20 protein-coding genes are annotated in these 22443 nt (G+C 69.9%); 16 read left to right on the top strand and 4 right to left on the bottom strand.

The genetic code is table 11. The annotated features are described in order from the left end of the window. The first annotated feature begins 95 nt into the window (after positions 1-95). The 13 genes from HDA40_RS05150 to HDA40_RS05090 all read left to right on the top strand — a co-directional run bounded on the left by HDA40_RS05150 (position 96) and on the right by HDA40_RS05090 (position 15174). On the top strand, positions 96-1997 hold the full coding sequence (locus HDA40_RS05150) for an ABC transporter ATP-binding protein (RefSeq protein ID WP_253763566.1): 1902 nt from the start codon (positions 96-98) through the stop codon (positions 1995-1997). A 181-nt stretch (positions 1998-2178) separates the two neighbouring features. Beyond that, complete coding sequence (locus HDA40_RS05145; protein ID WP_253752401.1) at positions 2179-3042, top strand: DUF4397 domain-containing protein; 864 nt, start codon at positions 2179-2181, stop codon at positions 3040-3042. Continuing rightward, positions 3039-3668 carry a class F sortase gene (locus HDA40_RS05140; protein WP_253752399.1) on the top strand — a complete coding sequence of 210 codons (630 nt, stop codon included), beginning with the start codon at positions 3039-3041 and terminating at the stop codon, positions 3666-3668. Before HDA40_RS05145 ends, HDA40_RS05140 begins: the two co-directional genes overlap by 4 nt. Continuing rightward, a complete protein-coding gene (locus tag HDA40_RS05135) occupies positions 3665-5221 on the top strand; it encodes a serine/threonine-protein kinase (protein WP_253752396.1) in 1557 nt (518 codons plus the stop codon). Before HDA40_RS05140 ends, HDA40_RS05135 begins: the two co-directional genes overlap by 4 nt. 81 nt (positions 5222-5302) lie before the next feature. Further along, complete coding sequence (locus tag HDA40_RS05130; RefSeq protein WP_253752393.1) at positions 5303-6793, top strand: glycoside hydrolase family 75 protein; 1491 nt, start codon at positions 5303-5305, stop codon at positions 6791-6793. 162 nt (positions 6794-6955) lie between these two features. Next, positions 6956-7549: a hypothetical protein gene (locus HDA40_RS05125; RefSeq protein WP_253752390.1), complete on the top strand. Its 594-nt coding sequence runs from the start codon at positions 6956-6958 to the stop codon at positions 7547-7549. A 37-nt stretch (positions 7550-7586) separates the two neighbouring features. Continuing rightward, the gene (locus HDA40_RS05120) at positions 7587-8696 is read left to right on the top strand and encodes a M24 family metallopeptidase (RefSeq protein WP_253752387.1); all 1110 of its coding nucleotides are present in this window, start codon (positions 7587-7589) and stop codon (positions 8694-8696) included. Positions 8697-8828: 132 nt separating this feature from the next. Continuing rightward, positions 8829-9827, top strand: coding sequence for a 1-phosphofructokinase family hexose kinase (locus HDA40_RS05115; protein ID WP_253763565.1), 999 nt, complete (start codon positions 8829-8831; stop codon positions 9825-9827). Beyond that, positions 9824-10600: a 5'/3'-nucleotidase SurE gene (surE, locus tag HDA40_RS05110; protein ID WP_253752384.1), complete on the top strand. Its 777-nt coding sequence runs from the start codon at positions 9824-9826 to the stop codon at positions 10598-10600. The genes HDA40_RS05115 and surE overlap by 4 nt, the downstream gene beginning before the upstream one ends. Positions 10601-10766: 166 nt before the next feature. Beyond that, a complete protein-coding gene (locus HDA40_RS05105) occupies positions 10767-11873 on the top strand; it encodes a DNA polymerase III subunit beta (protein WP_253763564.1) in 1107 nt (368 codons plus the stop codon). A gap of 9 nt (positions 11874-11882) precedes the next feature. Continuing rightward, complete coding sequence (locus HDA40_RS05100) at positions 11883-12773, top strand: ribonuclease Z (protein ID WP_253752380.1); 891 nt, start codon at positions 11883-11885, stop codon at positions 12771-12773. A gap of 140 nt (positions 12774-12913) precedes the next feature. Beyond that, positions 12914-13531 carry a TetR/AcrR family transcriptional regulator gene (locus HDA40_RS05095; RefSeq protein ID WP_253752376.1) on the top strand — a complete coding sequence of 206 codons (618 nt, stop codon included), beginning with the start codon at positions 12914-12916 and terminating at the stop codon, positions 13529-13531. Between the two features lie 122 nt (positions 13532-13653). Further along, on the top strand, positions 13654-15174 hold the full coding sequence (locus tag HDA40_RS05090) for an MFS transporter (protein ID WP_253752373.1): 1521 nt from the start codon (positions 13654-13656) through the stop codon (positions 15172-15174). A gap of 58 nt (positions 15175-15232) precedes the next feature. Here HDA40_RS05090 and HDA40_RS05085 read toward each other — a convergent pair whose 3' ends face one another. Continuing rightward, positions 15233-18412 (bottom strand): penicillin acylase family protein, encoded by a 3180-nt coding sequence (locus tag HDA40_RS05085; RefSeq protein WP_253752370.1) that lies wholly within the window; start codon positions 18410-18412, stop codon positions 15233-15235. 99 nt (positions 18413-18511) lie between these two features. On the opposite strand from HDA40_RS05085, the gene HDA40_RS05080 reads away from it, so the two are divergent. Beyond that, positions 18512-18688, top strand: coding sequence for a hypothetical protein (locus tag HDA40_RS05080; RefSeq protein WP_253752367.1), 177 nt, complete (start codon positions 18512-18514; stop codon positions 18686-18688). Positions 18689-19006: 318 nt separating this feature from the next. Here the strand turns inward: HDA40_RS05080 and HDA40_RS05075 are convergent, their stop codons facing one another. Then, positions 19007-19660: a hemerythrin domain-containing protein gene (locus HDA40_RS05075; RefSeq protein WP_253752364.1), complete on the bottom strand. Its 654-nt coding sequence runs from the start codon at positions 19658-19660 to the stop codon at positions 19007-19009. A gap of 67 nt (positions 19661-19727) precedes the next feature. On the opposite strand from HDA40_RS05075, the gene HDA40_RS05070 reads away from it, so the two are divergent. Continuing rightward, positions 19728-19865 carry a hypothetical protein gene (locus HDA40_RS05070; protein WP_253752362.1) on the top strand — a complete coding sequence of 46 codons (138 nt, stop codon included), beginning with the start codon at positions 19728-19730 and terminating at the stop codon, positions 19863-19865. A gap of 35 nt (positions 19866-19900) precedes the next feature. Further along, positions 19901-20521: a suppressor of fused domain protein gene (locus HDA40_RS05065; protein WP_253752359.1), complete on the top strand. Its 621-nt coding sequence runs from the start codon at positions 19901-19903 to the stop codon at positions 20519-20521. A 149-nt stretch (positions 20522-20670) separates the two neighbouring features. Here the strand turns inward: HDA40_RS05065 and HDA40_RS05060 are convergent, their stop codons facing one another. Then, positions 20671-21492 (bottom strand): ABC transporter permease, encoded by an 822-nt coding sequence (locus HDA40_RS05060; protein WP_253752356.1) that lies wholly within the window; start codon positions 21490-21492, stop codon positions 20671-20673. Continuing rightward, a complete protein-coding gene (locus tag HDA40_RS05055) occupies positions 21489-22406 on the bottom strand; it encodes an ABC transporter ATP-binding protein (protein WP_253752354.1) in 918 nt (305 codons plus the stop codon). The genes HDA40_RS05060 and HDA40_RS05055 overlap by 4 nt, the downstream gene beginning before the upstream one ends. Between the last annotated feature and the right edge of the window lie 37 nt (positions 22407-22443).

The raw sequence follows: 22443 nt of genomic DNA, 5'->3' as shown, positions 1-22443 counted from the left end.
CCGCGGCGCAGGGACAACCAGCGACGTCCGACGAGCAACCGGCCGCCCCGGTACGCCGTCCGCAAGGCGGCGGTCCCGGGTTCGGCCCGGGCCGGATGATGGGCGCTCCGGCGGAGAAGCCGCTGGACTTCAAGGGCTCGCTGAAGCGGCTGCTGAAGATGCTGAGCCCGGAGCGGTTCATCGTCGCCGCCCTGATGGGCTTCGGCATCGTGAGCGTGTTCTTGTCGGTGCTCGGGCCGAAGATCCTCGGCAAGGCGACCGACGTCATCTTCGCCGGGGTCATGGGCCAGCAGTTCAACCAGCCGGGCCTGACCAAGGAGCAGGTCGTCGGGCAGATGCAGGCGGCCGGTCAGACCCGGCTCGCCGAGATGCTGTCCGCGATGGACTTCACCCCGGGCCAGACGATCGACTTCGACAAGCTCGGCACGATCGTGCTGTGGGTGCTCGGCATCTACGTGGTGGCCTGGCTGTTCGGCGTGATCCAGGGCCGGCTGACCACGGTGGTCGTCCAGCGGACCATCTACCGGCTGCGGGAGCAGGTCGAGCTGAAGCTGTCCCGGCTGCCGTTGAGCTACTTCGACAACCAGCCCCGGGGCGAGGTGCTCAGCCGGGCGACCAACGACACCGACAACATCGCCCAGACCCTGCAGCAGACGCTGAGCATCCTGGTCACCTCGCTGCTGACGATCGTCGGCGTACTGGGGATGATGTTCTGGATCTCGCCGCTGCTCGCGGTGATCGCACTGATCACCGTGCCGCTGTCGATCTTCGTGACGGCCCGGATCGGCAAGCGGTCCCAGCCGCAGTTCATCCGGCAGTGGTCCACCACGGGCAAGCTCAACGGGCACATCGAGGAGATGTTCACCGGCCACTCGCTGGTGAAGGTGTTCGGGCGGCAGAAGGAGGCCTCGCGCACCTTCGCCGACCACAACGAGGCCCTGTACGCGTCCAGTTTCAAGGCGCAGTTCATCTCCGGCATGATCCAGCCCGCGCTGTTCTTCCTCGGCAACGTGAACTATGTGCTGGTCGCGGTGGTCGGCGGGCTGCGGGTGGCCTCGGGGGCGATGTCGCTGGGCGACGTGCAGGCGTTCATCCAGTACTCCCGGCAGTTCAGCCAGCCGCTGACGCAGGTCGCCAGCATGGCTAACCTGCTCCAGTCCGGCGTGGCCTCGGCCGAGCGGGTGTTCCAGCTGCTCGACGCCGACGAGCAGTCGCCCGAGCCGCAGCATCCCGCGCGCCCGGCCGAGGTCCGGGGCCGGGTGGCCTTCGAGGACGTCTCGTTCAGCTACAAGCCGGACCGGCCGCTGATCGAGGGCCTGTCGCTGGCCGTCGAGCCCGGACACACCGTCGCGATCGTCGGGCCGACCGGAGCCGGCAAGACCACTCTGGTCAACCTGCTGATGCGGTTCTACGACGTGTCCAAGGGCCGGATTACCCTGGACGGCGTCGACATCGCCGAGATGTCCCGCGACGAGCTGCGCGAGCAGACCGGCATGGTGTTGCAGGACACCTGGCTGTTCGGCGGCACGATCGCGGAGAACATCGCGTACGGGGCGGACGATCCGACGCGCGAGCAGATCATCGCGGCGGCGGAGATCGCACACGCCGACCGCTTCATCCGTACGCTCCCCGACGGTTACGACACCGTCATCGACGAGGAGGGCGGCAACATCAGCATGGGCGAGAAGCAGCTGATCACGATCGCCCGCGCGTTCCTCGCCGAGCCGACCATCCTCATCCTCGACGAGGCGACCAGCTCGGTCGACACGCGTACGGAGGTGCTGATCCAGCGGGCGATGAGCAGCCTGCGGGCGGGCCGCACGAGCTTCGTCATCGCGCACCGGCTCTCCACGATCCGCGACGCCGACACCATCCTCGTGATGGAGAACGGCCGGATCGTCGAGCAGGGCGCGCACGCCGAGCTCATCGCCAAGAACGGCGCGTACGCCCGGCTCTACCAGGCGCAGTTCGCCCAGGCACTGGCCGAGGTGGACTGACGGCGAGCTGAGTATTGTCGCCTAACCGACCGGCCGCGGACCCTTGGGACCGCGGCCGGTCCCACGTTCCGGCCTGCGGGAGAGCGACACTGGCGGGGAGAAAGGCGGCACAGCTCGGCCAAACGGGCAATGGTGAGGATCACCGTCACGGGGCACTCTCACCGTGTCGAGGGGAGGCATTGTGCTGTCACGCGCTGTGGGGCTGGCCGTCGTCGCGCTGCTCATCGCCGGGACCGCGCCCACTGCCCCGGCGTACGCCGCCGGCCACGGCTATGTGCGTCTCGCACACCTGTCGCCGGACACTCCGGCGGTCGACGTGTACCTGTCCTCGCAGACCGGCGCGATCAAGGAGCAGATCTTTCCGGGCGTCGGCTACGGCGTGATGTCGGACTATCTGGCTCTCCCGGCCGGCGGCTACACCGTCGCGATGCGACCCTCCGGCGCGCCGAAGTCCCAGCCGCCCGTCCTGACGACGCAGGTCAGCGTCGCGGCCGGGCAGGCGTACACAGTGGCCGGAGTCGGCCGCTACGCCGATCTCGGCCTGCGCGTCCTCGCCGACGATCTCACGCTGCCGTCGAACGGCCAGGCCAAGGTCCGCGTCATCTCGGCCTCGGTCCAGGCTCCGCTCCTGGCAGTGGCGCTGCCGGACGGCACCCCGGTCGCCGAGAACGTCGCATTCGCCACTGCCACCGCGTACCAGCAGGTCAAACCGGGGGACTGGCGACTGGTGATCAAGCCCGCCGACGGCGGTGCCCCCAGCGGACTGGACTGTGTGCTCAAGCCCGGCAACGTCTACTCGATGCTCATCCTGGACGGTCCGAACGGCTTGCGCGCCGAGCTGCGCACCGACGCGAGCCGCGACGGCGGCGTACCGACGGGTGGCGTCGAGACCGGTGGCGGCGGCACCGCGCCCAAGCCGCTCTGGCCGATGGCCGGGGCCGGTGTGCTGGTGCTGGTCGCGGCGGGCGCGGTGTGGCGACTGACCGCACTCCTGGCCGCTCGGCCGAGAGCCTCCCGGGCTAGTCGGCGGGCCCAGGTGTGGTGAGCGCGCCGGGGTCTGCGATCCGGCGCCATCGAGCGTCGGGACCGGTCGGCGCGGTACTGCTCGCGCTCGTCGCGGTCGGCGCGCTGAGCGGCGCGATGAGCCTGCTGTGGGTGGACGCCCGCCCGTCGCCGGCCGCCGGGTGGCTGGCCGGGGTGCCCACGCCGGACGTCTCGCCGACGGCCGCGTCGCTGCCGCCGACCCGCTTGCGGATCGCCGCCATCGGCGTCGACAGCGCCCTCGCCACGCTGCACCTCGACGTCCGCGGGCGGCTGACGGCGCCGAGTTCCTTCGGCATCGCCGGCTGGTACGCCGAAGGCACCGTCCCGGGTGAGCCAGGTCCGGCGGTGATCGCCGGGCATGTGGACTCGATCCACGGCAAGGCGGTCTTCTACCGCCTGGACCGGCTGCGGCCGGGCGACCGGGTCGAGGTGCGACGTGGGGGATCCTGGGTGAGCTTCGCGGTGACCGCCGTCCACGAGTACGCCAAGAGCGCCTTCCCGACGGCGGAGGTGTACGGTCCGACCCCGGACGCGCAACTGCGCCTGATCACCTGCGGCGGGGACTTCGACCGGGCCGTGCGGTCCTATGCGGACAACATCGTCGTGTCGGCGGTGAAGACGGCATGACCGAGACAGCTGCGCTGATCGCCGGCCGGTATCAGTTGCTCGAACCGGTCGGCAAGGGCGGCATGGGCCGGGTCTGGCTGGCCCATGACGAGGTGCTTCATCGCCAGGTGGCGATCAAGGAAGTGGTCCCGCCTGCCTGGCTGACGAAGTCCGAGCGTGGGCAGTTGCGGGAGCTGACCCTGCGCGAGGCGCGAGCGGCGGCTCGGCTGAACCATCCGAACGTCGTCAAGATCTACGACGTCCTGCACTCGGAGAAGTGGCCCTGGATCGTGATGGAGTACGTGCCGTCGCGATCGCTGCAGAAGGTGCTGGAGGAGGACGGCCCGCTGCCCCCGCAGATCGCCGCCGAGGTCGGCCTGGCCGTGCTCGCGGCATTGCAGGCGGCGCACGGTGCGGGCGTGCTGCATCGCGACGTCAAGCCGCACAACGTGCTCATCGGCGACGACGGCCGGGTCGTCCTGACCGACTTCGGCCTGGCAACCCTGGACACCGACGGAGCGATCACCCGGCCCGGCCTGATCGCGACTCCGCAATACCTGGCACCCGAACGTGCCCGGCTCGGCCTGTCCAGTGTGGAATCCGATCTCTGGTCGCTCGGCGCGACCCTCTACGCCGCGGTCGAGGGGCGTACGCCCTATGCCCGGCCCAGCGTCGTCGAGACGCTCACGGCGCTGGCCACGCAGGAGCCGGATCCGCTGCTGCAGGCCGGATCGCTCAAGCCGGTGATCGAGGGGCTGCTGCGGCGGGATCCGAAGACCCGGATGGCCTCGCAGGAGGTGGAGCGTCTGCTGGTGCGCGCGGCCAACGGGCAGTCGACCGATGTCGAGGCACGCCGCCGTCGCCGGCTGCGGCTGATCCTCGCCGCTGTGCTGGTCGCGGCGATCGCGGCCGGTAGCGGCGCTGCCGTCGCGGCCGCCCGGACCGGTGGCTCCGGCGGCGACGTGACCGACCCGTCGCGGCTGTCGGCCGCGATCCAGGCAGGTGTGGCGGCGTGCGAACAGGCGGCCCCGGCCGACGCGCATCCGGTGCCCACCGACCGCCCCGGCCCGCCCGGTACGCCTAAACTCGTGAACGGCTTCACCTGGTACTTCCGGCCCGGCAGCTTCGGGGTGGGCGTACCGATCGGCTGGCGCGCCTGGTCGGTGGGGTCGACGGCGTGCTTCGCCGACCCGCGCGGCGGCCGGGTGCTGGCCGTCGACCCGATCCGGCCGTCGACGATGGATCCCGTCGAGGGCGCCCGCGCCGAGGAACGCCGGTTGGTCGACTCGGGTGCCTGGCCTGGCTACCAGCTCGTCCATCTCAAGCCGCTGTCGATGTCGCTGCCCGCCGCCGAGTGGGAGTTCACCTTCGACTCGGGCGGCGGCAAACGGCACGCCGCCGCGCTCGTCGTCAGTCATCCCCAGGCCGACCTGGTCGTCTACTGGGCCACCGACGAGGCCGACTTCTCGCCGAACCGGTCGCTCTACGACGTGGTGCGGGCGAGCTTCCGCCCGCCGCCGCCGGGGTCCGGGCAGCGGCCGTCGGTCAATGCCTCCGGATCCGCAACGTCTTGACTTCGGTCGATCCGCGCTCCTAACATTCATCGCCGTATGTCAGTAAGGCAACCTAACTGACAGTTCCGGAGAGGAGCGTACGTGGGGCACGTCCGACTACGCCAGCCCCGGCTGCGGCGCCTGTTGGCGGCCGCGACCGGAGCGGCCACCCTCGTCCTGGGGGTGGTGGTGTCCGCGGCGCCGGCCGCCGCTGCCCCGATCCGTTACGAGGCGGAGAACGCCACGATCTCGCAGGGCGCGGTGGCGACGAACCACACCGGATATTCCGGCGCGGGCTTCGTCGACTACACCAACGTGACCGGCAGCTACGTGCAGTTCACCGTCAACGCCGCGACCGCGGGCACGGCCACCCTGGTGATTCGGTACGCCAACGGCACGACGACGAACCGGCCGATGGACATCGCCGTCAACGGGACGGTCGTGTCCGCCGGACTGGCCTTCGCCGGCACCGGCAGCTGGGACACCTGGGCGACCAAAACCCTGACCGCCCCGGTCGGCGCGGGCTCGAACACGATCCGGGCCACCGCGACCACCGTCAACGGCGGGCCGAACCTGGACTATCTGGACTTCGAGGTCCAGGCCACGACCACGACCGACTACCAGGCCGAGAACGCCACGATCTCGCAGGGCGTGGTGGAGGCCAACCACACCGGCTTCACCGGCACGGGGTTCGTGAACTACGACAATGTCACCGGCAGCTACGTGCAGTGGACAGTCACCGCGGCGGCCGCGGGCAGTGCCGGCTTCACCATCCGGTACGCCAACGGCACGACGACGAACCGGCCGATGGACATCGCCGTCAACGGGACGGTCGTGGCGGCCGGGCTGGCCTTCGGGAGCACCGGGACCTGGGACACCTGGGCCGACCAGGCGTTCACCGCGAACCTGAACGCGGGCTCGAACACGATCCGGGCCACCGCGACCACCGTCAACGGCGGGCCGAACGTCGACCGGCTGCGGTCCGGCTCGGGCGGCGGCGGTGGTGCGCCGACAGCGGCGGAGCTGCTGGCCAAACTGACTGGCTGCACCCAGATCTCCAGCGGCAAGTACAAGACGGATTCCGACGTGTCGTCGGCCACCATCCCCGTCTGCCAGAAGACCGGTGCGGTGTTCTGGCAGGCCGACATGGACATCGACTGCGACGGCATCCGGACGACGCAGTGCAACGAGAACACCGACTGCTGCTTCCTGCCCGACACGTTCTGCCACTCCTCGACCGACAGCCCACTTAACGCGGCACAACTGCCGTACGTGGTGGTGCCCAGTCCGAGCAGCACATGGGACTACCGCAACTACTCGATCGGCTGCGGCACGGTCGTGGCGGTGATCTACAACAACCAGGTGGAATACGCGGTGGTCGGCGACACCGGCCCGACCGCGATCATCGGTGAGGCCTCCTATCGGACCGCCGCTGATCTGGGCGTCAACCCCGATCCCAGCAACGGCGGCACCGACTCTGGCGTCACGTACATCGTCTTCCAGGGCTCGCAGCGCGTCTCTCCGATCGAGAGCCACGGCGCCGCCATCACCCTCGGCCAGTCGCTGGCCTCCACCTTCGTCAACGCCAACTAGGCCCGGTCTCCCAGTGATCGCCGGCACGCTGGTGATCACTGGGAGACACGGCCCGCTAGAACCGGACTATCGGGACTGTTCCTCGCAGCCCGTGCCGGACCCCCCAGGCTCGGTCGCCAGTCCTGTTACCTTGGGTCACCGATGGAGCACGGGGGGTGCACTATGCGGGGGACGCGCCGCACGGCGGCCATCGCCGCCATGATCGTCGTCGGCTGCCTGGCCGCGACGGTGCTCGCCGGAGCCTGGGTGCTCCGCGGCGAGGGTGCGGACCGTGCCGCCACGGCCGACCGGGTCTTCGATCCGGTCGCCAACAACAGGCCGGGGACGTCCGGCTCGGACGACGTCGTGACCTTCAGCGGGATCGCCGACGTCAAGTTCGGCGACACCGTGGCCGACCTGACCGTCGAACACGGGCTGACCAAACAGCCCGGCGCCTGCGTGATGCGATTCGGCGACCTGGCCGGGGTGGACCCGGTCTTCGTCGAGGACCGGCTGGTGCTGCTGTGGGCGCACGCCCCGGTGCGTACGCCGGAAGGCATCAGCGAAGGCAGCCCGGTGGACGCCGTGCGGCGGGCGTACTCGGGCGAGGTCGAGCTGACGCCGCCGGCGGGCAGCCACGCGTACCCGGGGATCATGGTCAAGCAGGGCGACTCGGCGTACCTGTTCCTTCACGATGGGACGACCGTGCGGAAGGAGATCGCGGGCTACGCTGACTACGTCCAGCGGCTCTACACGGACGATTTCGGCGCCTGCTGAGCCCGCTGGCATCCGCCGACGCAGCCGGGAGAGCGCCATGGCCACGCCGTTCACCAGCGACGAGTACGCCGACCGTCTGACCCGGGTCGCCCGCGCGGCAGCCGGTGCGGGGCAGGACGGGCTGCTGATCACGCCCGGCCCGGATCTGGCGTACCTGTGCGGATATGAGCCGCCGACCACGGAGCGGCTGACCTTGCTGGTGGTGGCGGCCGACCGGGAACCCGTCCTGGTGGTGCCCCGGCTCGAACGGGGCGACGCGGAGAAGTGCCCCGGCGCGACCCACCTCCGCCTCGTGGACTGGCCCGACGGGGTCGATCCCTACTCGATCGCGGCAGAAGTCCTCCACGCCTCGGCGTACGCCATCTCCGACTCCGCCTGGGCCATGCACGTCCTGGGACTCCAGCGGACCGCGCCGCACATCGCGTACAAGTCGATGACCGAGGTCTTGCCCATGCTCCGGGCCGTGAAGGGCACCGCGGAGCTGGACCGGCTGCGAGGCGCGGGCGAAGCCGCGGACCGCGCGTTCGAGGCGATCCTGACGATGGCCTTCGCCGGACGGCGCGAGCTGGACGTGGCCGCGGACCTGACCCGGCTCTTGCACGACTTCGGCCACGAGCGCGTGGACTTCGCGCTGGTCTGCTCCGGGCCGAACGGCGCGAACCCGCACCACCACGCGGGCGAGCGGGTCATCGAGGACGGCGACATGGTGGTGCTCGACTTCGGCGGCCTGCGCGACGGCTACGGCTCCGACATCAGCCGCACCGTGCACGTGGGCGAGGCGACCGCCGAGGAACTGACCGTCCACGACGTCGTGCGCGTCGCGCAGCAGGCCGCCTTCGACGCCGTCGCCCCGGGCGTCCCGTGCGAGGAGATCGACCGGGTCGCCCGCCGGATCATCACCGAGGCGGGCTACGGCGAGCAGTTCGTCCACCGCACCGGGCACGGCATCGGCATGAGCGGGCACGAACCGCCCTACCTCGTCGAAGGCGAGCGGCAGACCCTCGTGCCCGGGATGTGCTTCTCGATCGAGCCCGGTATCTACCTCAAAGGGCGGTTCGGAGTCCGGATCGAAGACATCGTCACGGTCACCGAGTCCGGCGGCGAACGCTTCAATCTCACCACCCGCGACCTCGCCATCGTCGGCTAGCCGCGCTCTACCCGCCCTTTCCGCGCGATCATGAACTAATGGTCGTGTTCGGCCGGTGCTGCGTGGTCGCAGCACCCTGATCGACTCCGTTTCCCCGTGATCGGCGACGGGTAGGAAACGGCGGTGCGTGTCATGGTCTTCGCCCCGGCGCCGCAGCTGACGGTCACCGTCGAGCGGCCCGGCCGGGGCGGCTCCGACGAGATCCACCTCCATGCTGGCGGGCAGGGTGTCTGGCAGGCCCGGATGATCGCCTCGCTCGGCGCGCAGGTGGTGTTCTGCACCGCGCTGGGCGGCGAGGCCGGCCGGGTGCTCGCCAATCTCATCGAGGTCGAGGGCATCGAGACCCGCGTCGTCGAGACCCAGTCCCGGAGTGGGGCGTACGTGCACGACCGGCGCGGCGGGCAACGGCAGGAGGTCGCCGTGATGCCCGGCGAGTCGCTGGGCCGACACGAGCAGGACGAGCTGTACGGGCTCACCCTCACCGAAGGGCTGCGATCTCGGGTCAGCGTGCTCAGCGGGATGGCCGAGACCCAGGTGCTGCCGCCCGACGTCTACCGGCGGCTGGCCGGCGACCTGCGGCGCAACGGCGGGACCGTGGTCGCCGACCTGTCCGGGGCGTACCTGGACGCCGTCCTGGAAGGCGGGCTCACCCTCGCCAAGGTCTCCCACGAGGAACTGGTCCGCGACGGCCGGGCCTCGACCGAGCGGACCGTCGACCTCATCGCGGCGATGCGGCGGCTCCGCGACCGGGGTGCGACGGCCGTGGTCGCCACGCGCGCCGAGAAGCCCGCGCTCGCGTTGCTGCCCGATCCCGAGGACGCGATCGTCGAGGTACGCATGCCCGAGCTGGAACCCGCCGATCACCACGGTGCCGGGGACTCCATGACGGCCGGGATCGCGACCGTGCTGGCCCAGGGCGGTGATCTGCCCGCCGCCGTACGCCTCGGCGCGGCCGCCGGAGCGCTCAACGTGACCCGGCACGGACTCGGCACCGGCCGGGCCGACGCCGTCGAGCGCCTGGTCGAGCGGGTGTCGCTGCGGGCGTACGACGGAGAGCCGATGCCGCCCATGGACGGGCACGCCACCCCGGACGAACTGGCGCATCGCATGCAGCTGGGAGGCCCGCAATGACCAGAGTGGTGGTGACCAACGACGACGGCATCGACGCTCCTGGACTGCATCAGCTCGCGGCCAGCCTGCATGCCGCCGGCCTGGACGTGGTGGTCGCCGCGCCGACCCGGGAACGCAGCGGTAGCAGCGCCGGTATCACGGCGACCGAGGAGGGCGGCCGGATCGTCGCCGAGGAACGCGACCTGCCCGGCCTGCCCGACGTGTGCGCGTACGCCGTCGCGGCGACCCCCGGGTTCATCGCGATGATCGCCACGCGGGGCGCCTTCGGCGATCCGCCCGACCTGTTGGTGTCCGGCATCAACCGCGGCGCGAACTGCGGCAACGCCGTCCTGCACTCCGGCACCGTCGGGGCCGCGTTCACGGCCGCGATCGGGGGCATCCGCGCGATGGCGGTGTCGCTCGACGTCCCGCACGGCAAGGTCGACGGTGAACTGCACTGGTCGACGGCGGGGCGGCTGGCCGTCGAACTGCTGCCATTGCTCGACCAAGTGCCCGGGTCGGTCGTGCTGAACCTCAACGTCCCAGACGCGCCCGAGATCGCCGGAGTCCGGCAGGCCCCGTTCGGCGGCTTCGGACAGGTGCAGATCGGCCTCGCCGAAATCACGGCCGGGGCGGTGTGGACCACCCTGGAGGAGACGGCCGAGCTGCCCAAGGTCGGCACCGACCTGGACCTGCTGGCGCAGGGGTACGCCACGATCACCCCGGTCCGCCCGTTGCAGGAGGCTCCGATCAAGCTCACCCTGCCCGCCCTCCCGGCCGCACTGGCTCGCTGACGCCGCCCGCCCGCCGCCGCGCGTCCGCCACGTTGATCATGGAGTCAACTGTGGTCTCGGCGGTGTGTCGGGGGTGCGAACTCCATGATCAACGCACCTACCGGGGTGCGGAGGAGCGAGCGCGGGGGAAGTGTCGGACCTCGGGAATAGGCTGCCGCCCGTGATCATGGAGTCGACTGTGGAGTTCACCGTGGCGACCGCACCGTTCGCCCGGGCCGCCGCGCGCGCCGACCGGTTGCTGCCGCCGAGAGCGGCCCGGGCGGGCGGCGTACGGCTGGCCGTCGCCGGGCGGCAGCTGCGATTGAGTGCGTCCGGCGAGGAGGCGGCGGTCTGGGGCGATGTTCCCGCGACCGTGAACACCGACGGTGTCGTCGCAGTGGGCCGCCGGGCACTGGCCGCCACGCTCGCCTCGCTCGACGCGTCGGAGGTCCGCGTACGCGTGGAGGGGTCGCGGCTGGCGATCCGGACCGGCTCGGCCCGATTCGCGTTGCCGCTGCTCGATCCGGCCGCGCTCGGTCCCGCACCGGAGCCGCCGCCGGTGGCGGGGCGGACGCCGGCCGGGGCTTTCACGGCGGCCGTCGCGGCGGTCGCCGGTGCCGCGTCCCGAGATGGACTGCCCCTGTTCAGCGGCGTACGCGTCAGGTCGGACGCCGATCGGCTCCGGCTCGCCGCCACGGACCGGTTCCGGCTGGCCGTGGCGTCGGTGCCCTGGTCCGGCGAGGGGCCGGTGGACGTCCTGATCCCGGCGGGCATCCTCGCCGAGGCGGCCCGGATGCTCGCCAAGCCGGAGACGGCGGAGGTGACCGTGCTCGCCGACGCCGACCGGCTCGGGCTGTCCTGGGCCGAGGGCGGCGTCGTGGTGTCGTCGCTCGCGTTGCCCTACCCGGACGCGCAGCTTGAGCGGATGCTGGGCGTACGCCCAGAGTGTGTTATGGACGTGGATGCCGACCTGCTCCGGGCGGCGGTCGAGCGGGCGATGCCGTTCGCCGGTCCGATCGGGACGGTGACACTGGAGGCCGCTGACGGCGTGGTTGTGGTCCGCGGCTCGGACGACGGCGCGGGCGACTCCCGGGAGGAGGTCAAGGCGCAGACCACCGGCTCGACGACCGCCTCCTACCAGGGCCGATACCTCCTGGACTCGCTGCGGGCCTTCGGCGACGACCGGGTGGTGCTGCGATTCCAGACCGGCATTCAACCCACGAGTATCACCGCCGCCGACACTGACCGCACTGAGCTGCGATATCTCGTCGTACCGCTGCGCAAGTCTCCGTAGTCTGCTCACGTGACCCGTGAGCTGATCGTCCTCGGCACCGCTAGCCAGGTGCCGACCCGCCAGCGCAGCCACAACGCGTACCTGCTGCGGTTCGACGAGTACGGTGTGCTGTTCGATCCGGGTGAGGGCGCGCAACGGCAGATGCTGCTCGCCGGGATGCCTGCCTCGGCGGTCGACCGGATTTGCCTCACTCACTTCCACGGGGATCACTGTCTGGGGCTGCCCGGGGTCATCCAGCGGCTGTCACTGGACGGTGTCGAGCATCCGGTGCCGGTGCACTTCCCGGCGACCGGGGCGGCGTACTTCGAGCGGTTGCGGCACGCCAGCTCGTTCGTCGACCATGCCCCGGTGGAGGCGGCTCCGATCGAGGCCGACGGGCTCATCGGGACGCTGCCCTTCGGCTCCCTGTACGCCCAGCGTCTGCATCATTCCGTCGACTCCTTCGGCTACCGGCTGGTCGAGCCGGACGGGCGGCGGATGCTGCCGGACCGGTTGGCCGCGGCGGGGATCTACGGCGCGGCGATCGGCCGGTTGCAGCGCGACGGCGGCCCGCTGCTCGACCAGGTCAGCGAGGTACGCCCCGGCCAGATCGTGGCGTTCGTGATGGACACCGGGCTCTGCCCGGCCGCCGTCGAGCTGGCTGCCGACGCCGACCTGCTCGTCATCGAGGCCACCTTCCTGAGTACCGAGACCGAACTGGCGGCTATCTCAGGCCATCTGACGGCGGCTCAGGCCGGCTGGATCGCGGCCGAGGCCGGCGTGCGCAAACTCGTCCTCACGCACTTCTCGCAGCGCTACACCGAGCCGCGCGCCTTCGCCGAGGAGGCCGCGCAAGCGTTCTCGGGCGAAATCGTCGTCGCGGAGGATCTGACGCGCATTCCGCTCCCGCCCCGCCGCTGACTCGTACCCACCAGCGGCCGGTTCGGCGCGTCCGTGGCGATCATCACTCGGTCGGGCGTTGGGTGATCGCCGATCTTGGGATTAGAGTCCGGTGTACGGAACGGTTTCGTACACAGTGGCTCGAAGGGGGAGGGGAAGCCATGACCGACACCATGTCTAGCACGGACGTCGACCTGCGCCGACCCGTCTCGCGCCGGGGGGCGGGTCGCCGCGAGGCGATCTGCGAGGCGGTCTTCGAGTTGCTCGCCGAGGTCGGCTACGACCGGATGACGATGGACCACGTGGCGGAGCGCGCGCACGCCAGCAAGGCCACCATCTACCGGACGTGGACCGACAAGCCGGAGATGGTCGTCGACGCCATCGTCCAGCACTTCGGGGAGGAACCACCCCCGGTCGACACCGGGTCGCTCCGTGGCGACCTGCTCGACCTCATGGACCGGGCGTGCACGGCCGCGAACCGTGCCGACGGCGACGTCATCACCGGCCTCATCACCGCGGCGGGTCACACGCCCGCCCTCGCCGAGGCGTTGCAGCGCACCATTCTGGAGTCCAAGGCGTTCCTGTTCACCACCATCGTGGACCGGGCGATCGCCCGGGGCGAGGTTCCGGTGGGCACCGGCGCCCGGACGCTCCAAGAAGTGATGCACGCCATGATCGTGAGCCATAAGACGTGGCAGTGCGGGCCGATGGCGGAGGCGTACGCGGTGCACGTCGTGGATGACGTGCTGCTGCCTGTGCTGAAACGGTCTCCCTGCTGAAATATCGCTGTTAATCCACCGAAATCTAATTGTCGGACGGGGCTTCTAGCCTGACCGAGTCCGGCGGTGGGCCGCGTGCGCCCAGATTCCGCCACCTCATCACCTCAACGGAAGAGACATCCATGTCTAACGACACCTCGACGGCGCGCCGCTCCGTCGCCACCCCGTCCCGGGCCGACGCCGGTCAAGCGACGTCGCACCCGCCAGACCCCAAGCGCTGGCTGGCGCTGACCGTCATCGCGATCGCCCAGCTCATGGTGGTCCTCGACGCGACCATCGTGAACATCGCGATGCCGTCGGCCCAGGAGGCGCTGAACATCTCGCAGGCCGACCGGCAGTGGATCGTCACGGCGTACACGCTGGCCTTCGGTGGTCTGCTGCTGCTGGGCGGCCGGATCGCCGACTTCGCCGGGCGTAAGCGGATGCTGCTCATCGGCCTCGCCGGGTTCGCGCTCGCCTCCGCGCTGGGCGGTGTGGCGCAGAACGCCGGGATGCTCTTCGCCGCCCGTGCGCTCCAGGGCGTCTTCGGCGCGCTGCTCGCTCCGGCCGCGCTGTCCCTGATCACGGTGACGTTCACCGAGGTCAAGGAGCGCGCCAAGGCGTTCGGCGTGTTCGGCGCCATCTCCGGCGGCGGCGCGGCGATCGGCCTGATCCTGGGCGGTCTGCTCACCCAGTACCTCGACTGGCGCTGGTGCCTGCTGGTGAACATCCCGGTCGCGGCGATCGCGATCTTCCTGGCGATCCCGATCGTCCGCGAGAGCAAGGCCGAGGGCGACACCAAGTACGACATCCCCGGCGCGGTGCTGTCCACCGCGGGCCTGGTCACCCTCGTCTACGGCTTCACCAAGGCCGCCGAGGACGGCTGGACCTCCGGCGTGACGCTGAGCCTGTTCGCGCTCTCGGCGGTGCTGCTCATCGCGTTCGTCATCGTCGAGGTGCGCAGCTCGCACCCGCTACTGCCGATGCGTGTCGTGTTGCAGCGCAACCGGGGCGGCTCGTACCTCACCTCGGTCACCCTGGGCGCGGGCATGATGGGCATGTTCCTGTTCATGACCTACTACTTCCAGGGCACCCTGCAGTACTCGCCGCTCAAGAGCGGTGTGGCGTACCTGCCGTTCTCGGCGGGGATCATCCTCACCGCCGGGCTCGGCAGCGCGATCCTGCCCAAGGTCGGCCCGCGCGTGATGATGACCGTCGGCGCGCTGCTCGCGACCGGCGGCATGCTGTGGCTGACTCAGCTGAAGGCGGACTCGTCCTACCCGAAGCTGATCCTGCCCGCCCTGGTCATCATGGCGGTCGGCATGGCCTGCTGCTTCGTGCCGCTCGGTAACACCGCGCTGTCGGGCGTGGCCAACCACGACGCCGGCGTGGCGAGCGCGATGATCAACACCTCGCAGCAGGTCGGCGGTTCGCTCGGCGTCGCCGTGCTCAACACGGTGTTCACCACGGCGGTGGCCAACTACATCGTCGACAATGGCGGTCCGACCCCGCAGAACCAGGCGCTGGGCGCGATCCACGGCTACAACGTGGCGTTCACGGTCAGCGCGATCCTGCTGGCGGTCTCCGCGGTCATCACCTTCGTGATGATCCGCCGGGACAAGACCAACTCGGTCGCCGCGGGCGCTGCCGTCCACATCGGATAGCTTCACCGCACGGAACAGGGCGGACTCCCCGACGGGGGTCCGCCCTGTCGTGTCGCTGCTATTTCGCGTACACCTCGAACTCCCAGAGCGAGTAGCCGTAGGACGTGCCGCGCGTGACTCCCGTCATGCGGACGTATCTCGCGGTCACTGGGCTGAAGGCGTCGATGTCGAGACCGCCGTTGCCGGTCGTGGTCGACCAGACGGTGGTCCAGGTGCTGTTGTCGGAGGAGACCTCGATCCGGTACGCGCGCCCGTAGGCCGACTCCCAGTGGAGCAACACCCGGCCCACGGTCTGGGCCGAGCCGAGATCGACCTTGATCCAATTGCTGTCGTTGTAGGAGCTGGACCAGCGCGAGCCGTCACTGGCGTCGACCGCCTTGCCCGGAGTGTTGCTGGTGAGGAACTGCGTGCTGGACGCGGTGGCGGTCCTGCCGTTGGCCAGGTTGGCGATGTTGTCGCCGCGGTGCGCGGGGAACGAGACGACCTGCTGGTAGGTCGGGCGGTTCTGCCAGCTGATCTTGTCGTCGGTGATCCCGCCGAGCGGGGACTGCACGACGCTGTCGGCACACCACTGGTCGCCCGCCGAGCAGTACTTGTCCGCCGGGTACACCGTCGCCGCCGGGGTCGCCGAGGCGCTGCTCAACGTGCTGAGCAGCATCGACCGGCAGGCGGTCAGGCTGCCGCCGCCGCAGTAGGTCGCGGCGAGCGGGCCGCTGACCGGCCGGCCGAGCACCGAGCGCAGGTCCTTGCTCACGTAGCCCCACCAGCCGTGCTGGAACGACGAGCCCTTGTGCCCCTGGGTGTCGTTCAGCGATCCGCCGCTGCCGGCCGGATCCTGCTGCCCGCCCGACGGCGACTCGTTGATCTGCATCGCGCCGACGAGCGAGCTGTATAGGCCGTCGCCCAGCGAGGACTTGAACTCGCCGGACACCAGCAGCGGCCACCAGGCGTCGAACACGCGGATCGCGTCGGCGTACTGGTAGGCGTGCGAGCCGGCCGACGTCTCGACCCGTCGCCCGCCCGCGTTCAGCCAGGTTCGCAGGCTGCTGACCAGAGCGGCCTGGCCGGCGTCGGTGACGGTCTGGCTCTCGATGACGTCCAGCGCCAGGTCCAGCGTCTCGGTCACCCGCAGGTCGGAGACCGCCGCGTCGGCCATGACGCGGACGACGTCGGCGCGGGTGAGTTTGTGCCCGCCCGCACTGGCCGCGCGTACGCCCTTGTCCAGCAACTGCGCCCGATGAACGGGGCCGAAGCTGAAGTTGCCGTCGGCGGCGCTGTAGTCCCCGGCCTGCTTGTTGTTCCAGCTGACGAAGAAGTCCTGGTTCACCGCCTGCGGATGGGCACTCGCCGGGGTGTACGCCGCCGTGTTCGTGTCGGGGTTCCAGTTGACCCATTCGTGTGCGGCGTCGGCCTTCTGCGGCAGGTTCGGATCGGCGGTGGACTGCCGCTGCGGGTTCGAACCCGAGTTGAAGTACGCCGCCTGGGTGTTGTTCACGTAGAACCAGTTGAAGGCATACCCGACGTTGGACGCCGAGTTGTTGAACGCGACGGCGTCGCCCATCTGCGACGGGTCGTTGAACATCTGGAAGCCGATCGCGGAGTCGGCCTCGTGCCGATAGGTCGAGCGCAGCGACGTGTACGCCGTCGGCACGCCCCCGGCCAGCCCGCGATGCGTGACCAGGCCGTACTTCGTGCGATAGGTGATCAGGGAGTAGGAGCCAGCCGGCGTCGAGTCCGCCGTGGTCGGCTGCCAGGCGTTGTTCTGCCGCAGCGTCTCCATCGGCGTGCACACCCCACGGAACAGGTACGCCATCGAGTTCACCGTGGGGGTGGACCCATTGGTCTCGCACAGCTGGACGGCGTACGTGTCGGTGATGTCCTGCCCGGCGGAGGTGGCGCTCCAGGCGTAGTCCTGGCCTCGGCCGAGCTGCACGTAGAGGTTGACTCCGGCGAAGGACGCGCCGCGGGCGCTGATGCCCGGTCCCTGCAACTCCTCCAGCATGAGCAGCTGCGGGGAGAAGTAGCCGGTCTGCGGGCCGAAGACGGCGATGGGGTTGCCGGTCGCCGTCATCGAGCCGGAGACCACGATCGCGTTCGACATGCCCTTGCGTTCGGTGGCGGGTTCGACGGCCTCGGCGGAGACCCCGGCCGACCCGGTCCGGTTGTAGACCACTGGTACGCCGGCCGTCGTGCCCCGGTCGGGGAGTACCACCCCGGTGGCGTTCGCGGGCGACTGCCCGTACGGGAAGCTCTGGCCATTGTGGAGAGTCAGCAGCGTCTCGGGATCGTTCTGCTCCCGGAAGGCGCGCCAGACCTGGTCGCCGACGGTGGCGCCGTACTTCGCCTGGGCTTCCACACGGACGAGGGCCGAAGCCATCTCACCGCCGCCGCCACCGCCGAACAGGCCGCCGACGACGCCGGAGATTGCCACGATGTCGGTCACCTTGAACGGTTCGGGCCCGCCCTCGTTGGTGATCGCGTCCAGGTGGCCGGTCAGTACGTACTCGCCGGGGCAGTCCACCGGCGACTGTGTCATGCAGTGGTTGATGTACGCGTTGACGCCCGCGATGTACTGCGTGATATCGGCGTACAGCAGCGCGCCGCGGGTGCCGTTGTTCTGCAGGGCGTTGACCTGAGCTTGGAGGTCGGCCTCGGTGTAGGGCGAGTTGCGCCAGACGCTCTGCTCCAGGTCCTGATTGCCGGGTGAGCCACCCGCGAAGCTCGTCAGGGTGCCCCGGCCGACGTGCCGCAGCAGATCCATGAGGAACAGCCGGTCCTGCGCTCCGGCGTACCCGGCGCCGAACATCGTGCCTTCCCTGGTCGTGCCCGTGACGTGTGGTACGCCGGTCGCCTTGTCGCGCACGATGGTGACGTCGGACCGGGGGCTGATGGTGCTCTCCACCTGTCCGGCCGGCACCCCGAAGGCGCCGTCGTTGTAGAACTGGCCGATCTGCTCGTCCGTCAACCCCGTGTACGCGCTGAGCAGGTTGGCGTACGCGGCGAGCTGGTCGGCGGAGTGGGCTGGGCGGGTGCCGATGCTTTGGTGCAACAGGATTCCGGCCAACGTGGCGTTGCCGTTCTCGCCCGGCGGCAGGATGTCGTTGCACTGGTCGAGGCAGTAGTCGTTCGTCTTGAGGTACGCGCTCGCGGCGGACGCGGGTGCGGCCGGGGCGACGGCGACCATCGCAGCGGTGAGGGCGAGGACGAGGGTCGCCCTGGTTTGGATTTTGACGGACATGGGCAGTGTCCCTTCACGACGGAACTCTCGGGTAATGCGAAAGGTTGTCGCGTTTACCGGACAGTAACGTTTAGCGCCCTCAATGTGAAGGGGTCAAAGATGTTCGCCTGGATCGGAGTTGTGCTCTTCGCGCTCTCGCTGCTCGTGCAGTGGCTGGACGTGTCGACCAACAACATCGTCAACTCGTCGACGCTCAACACCGCGGGCCTGCTGTTCGTAGCCCTGAGCCTGGCCGGGTGGGCACCTCGGGCAGCCTGGCGGGGCCGTCGCCGCTGACCCACTGGGTTCGCGCGGGCCCTGCGAGCCGTCCGTGCGAGCCACCGTAAATGATCTAGGCGGGAAACGGTTGCCTGAGCGACCATTTCCCGCCTAGATCGTTTTCTGCGCACTCCGGCCGGGTGCGCTCCGGCCGGCTGCGCTCCGGCCGGGTGCGCCCCAGCCGGGTGCGCTCGAGCCGGGTGTGCTCCAGCCGGGTGTGCTCCAGCCGGGTGCGCTCCAGCCGGGTGCGCTCCGGCCGGGTGCGCTCCGGCCGGGTGATCTTGAATGGAAAGCGTTGCTATGACAGCGTTTTCCATTCAAGATCACGGGCTGGGGCTACAAGTCCTGCGGACGCGTCTTGCGGCCGGAGAGTGCGTCGCGCACCTTGTCGACGGTGCCGATCGCGGGGTCGACGACCTTGTTCAGCGGCGGGGTCGAGGGCGTGTTCGGGTGCGGCCGGGTCGGTGCGGCCTCCTCGAAGATGTCGATCCGGTTGCCCAGCTTCACCTGCTGCTCCCGGTCGAGCCGGCGGCGCAGCTCCGGGAAGATGTCCTCGTCGGCGGTGCGTACGTGCCGGCGCAGGTGCAGGTCGGCCCGTGCGAGCAGGGCGGCGAAGTCCTCGCCGTCCGGGTCCGCCTTGTGCAGATCGGCGAGCACGCGCAGGATCTCCCGATCGGCCTCGATCTCGTCGTCGACAAGCCGATCGCCGTTGTCGAGGGCCGTGCGGGCGGCCGGGTAGAGCTCCTGCTCCTCGGCGGACAGGTGGCGGCTCATCGCGGCGATGAACGCGTCGGCGACCTGCCGCGGCGGGGTCGCTCCAGCGGATGTCGCTCCAGCGGCTGTCTCTCCACCTGCGAAGGCCGGGCCGGTCGCCGCCAGGGCGTCGTCAAGGAGGGTCTGGAGCCGGGTGTGCTCATCGGCGAGAACGCGCGCGATGCTGCGCCCGCCCCACTCCTCGGACTCCCAGCCCTCCGGATCCGTTACAGTCAAAGCTCCTCCTTCGGTCGACCAGGAATGTGCCCGCCCGGCCGGATTCCGAAACCCTCACGGAGTGCCGATGCGCCGACTCACCCTCCTGGCCGACACCCCTGGCCAGGGCTGGAGCGAACAGGGCTATCTGCGGTTGGTCGGCATCGCGATCGGCGTCGCCATCCTCTGGTTCGCGATCCGGTCCATCTTCGGCAAGAAGAAGTAGGTTGAGCTCCGCGATTCGCGGGGTACCGTGCGTGCATGGTGGGCGATGACTCGGCGCCTGGCTGGAGCGCGATCGACGCCGCGTTGGAGCGGCTCTACGGTGACGCGGTCCCGCTGCATGTCGCCCCGGAACTGCCGTCCTACCTGGGCGGCGTGGAGGCGCTCGACGGGATCAGCATCTTCGCGCGGGAGGATCCGGTGCCGCACTGGCACCTGATCAGCTACGGGATGTCGGAGCTGTACGAGAAGCACAGTGAGAACCCGGTGGACTCCGGTTTCGGGTTCGAGTTCACCCTCCGCGCCGTACGCCGTCCGGCCGGGGAAGCGCCGCCGGCCTGGGCGGTCATGCTGATCCAGCAGCTGTCGGCGTACGTGCACGCGACGGGGGAGTGGTTCGCGCCGGGGCAGACGCTGCGGCCGGGCCGGTTGACGCTGGGCGACCGGGACACCCGGCTGGCCGCGCTGGGCTTCACTGTGGACAGTGAGCTGGGCACCATCCCGACGCCGTTCGGCGGGCTGGCGTTCCTGCAGATCGTGGCGCTCACCGACGCCGAGTACGCCGCCGCGCAGGAAGCCGGCGCGCAGGTGGTGCTCGACGCGCTCGGGGAGAAGGTCCCGCTGCATGTGATCGACCCGTCGCGCCCGTCCCTCTGGTGACAGCCGTCGCGCGAAGCGCGGACGCAACCAAACAGATCAGGGCTCCAAGTCGAATCTTGACCCAAGATTCGGCCCGGAACCCTGATCCAGCGCCCAAAGCGCGGACGCCGGCGCACGAAGGCGCCGAAAAGCGCGTCCGAGAGTGCGAGTTAGGAGATGTCGCGGTTGCGGGTGATGAGGGTGCCGATGACGCCGGTGACCGCGGCCCAGGCGAGCAGGACGAGCCCGCCGACCCAGTAGTGCGGCTGGTCCGGTAGGTCGACCCCGCTGACGAGCAGGCTCGACGCGATCGACGGCATCACCCACTGGAGCTGCTTGATCCACTCCTGTTCCAGCCACACGTAGAGCAGCTGGACGATGATCGAGACCGCGATGGTGCCGACGAGGTACAGGATCAGCGCCGTGACGGTGGCCCCGATCTGGCTGCGGATCAGGACGCCGAAGCCGACGCCGATGAGGCCCCACAGCGCGAACGCGATCAGGTTCAGCAGGATCGACCGGATGACCGCCGAGTCGCCGAACGCCGCTTCCGCGTTCTCGATGTTGAGGAAGATGACCGTGCCGACGACGCTGAGGATGGTCGTCAGCAGCCATAGCAGGAAGCCGAAGATGGCCGCCGCGACCGTCTTCGCGATGATGACCGAGGTCCGGTGCGGGGTCGCCAGGAAGGTCGTCGTGGCCGTCTGGTGATGGAACTCGTTGGTCACCGTCAGGATGCCCAGCAACATCACGAACATCAGCCCGAAGTACTGCCCGCTCGTCGCCAGGTACGCCGTCAGCGCGGCCGGTTTGGCCATCGCGCTGAAGGTCGCCGCCTGGTCGTCCGGCACGCCTTCGGGGTTGAGGACGAAGTGCGCCTGCAGGACGTTGAAGAAGAACGATATCGCCCAGAGGCCCAGCGTGCCGAGGACGAACAGCCACCACACGTTGGTGGTGCGGATCTTCAGGAACTCGCTGCGGATCAGCCTCATCGGATCGCCTCCTTGCCGGCGGTCAGGTCGAGGAAGACCCGTTCGAGGTCGGGCCGTTCGGTGACCAGTTCGTGCAGAGCCACCCCGGCCCGGAGGGCCGCTTCGCCGACGACGGCGGCGGTCGTGCCGGTGACGACGAGCGCGCCGTCCTCCTGGCGTACGACGCTCGCCGAGTCCAGCGCCGCGATCAGCTCGTCCGGCTTGGGCGTTCGCACCCGGACCAGGCCGCCGTCGCCCATGTTGCCGACGATGTCGCCGACGGCGCCCTGCGCGACGAGCTTGCCGGCCGCGATGATGACGACGTCGTCGGCGAGCAGCTCCATCTCCGAGAGCAGGTGGCTGGAGACGAGGATGGTCCGGCCCTGGGCGGCCAGGGACTGCAGGAAGTCACGCATCCAGCGGATGCCCTCGGGGTCCAGGCCGTTGGCCGGCTCGTCGAGGATGAGCACCTGCGGGTTGCCGAGCATCGCCGTCGCGATGCCGAGCCGCTGGCGCATGCCCAGCGAGTAGCCCTTGAACTTCCGGTTCGCCGCCGGGGTCAGCCCGACGATCTCGAGCACCTCGTCGGCCCGCGCCGACGGCAGCCCTGCCGCCGCGCAGATCACCCGGAGGTGATTGCGGCCGGTCCGGCCCTTGTGCGCGCTGGACGCCTCCAGCACCGCCCCGACGCCGCTCATCGGGTCGCTCAGGTCGGCGTATCGCTTTCCGCCGATGGTCGCCGTCCCGGCGGTGGGACGGACGAGGTTCAACAACATTCGCAACGTGGTGGTCTTGCCGGCGCCGTTCGGCCCGAGGAAACCGGTCACACGCCCCGGCTTCACGGTGAACGACAGCCCGTCGACGGCCTTGACCTGTTTGTAGTGTTTGGTCAGGCCGGACACGACGATCTCACCGTTGGTGATCTCACTGCCCATCGGCACAGTGTGTCCTACGGGGTCAACGCGGAACCAT

This window comes from Hamadaea flava (genome assembly GCF_024172085.1).
GTDB lineage: Bacteria > Actinomycetota > Actinomycetes > Mycobacteriales > Micromonosporaceae > Hamadaea > Hamadaea flava.
The sequence above is the reverse complement of the archived record's forward strand: the minus strand, read 5'-3'. Positions and strand labels throughout refer to the sequence as shown.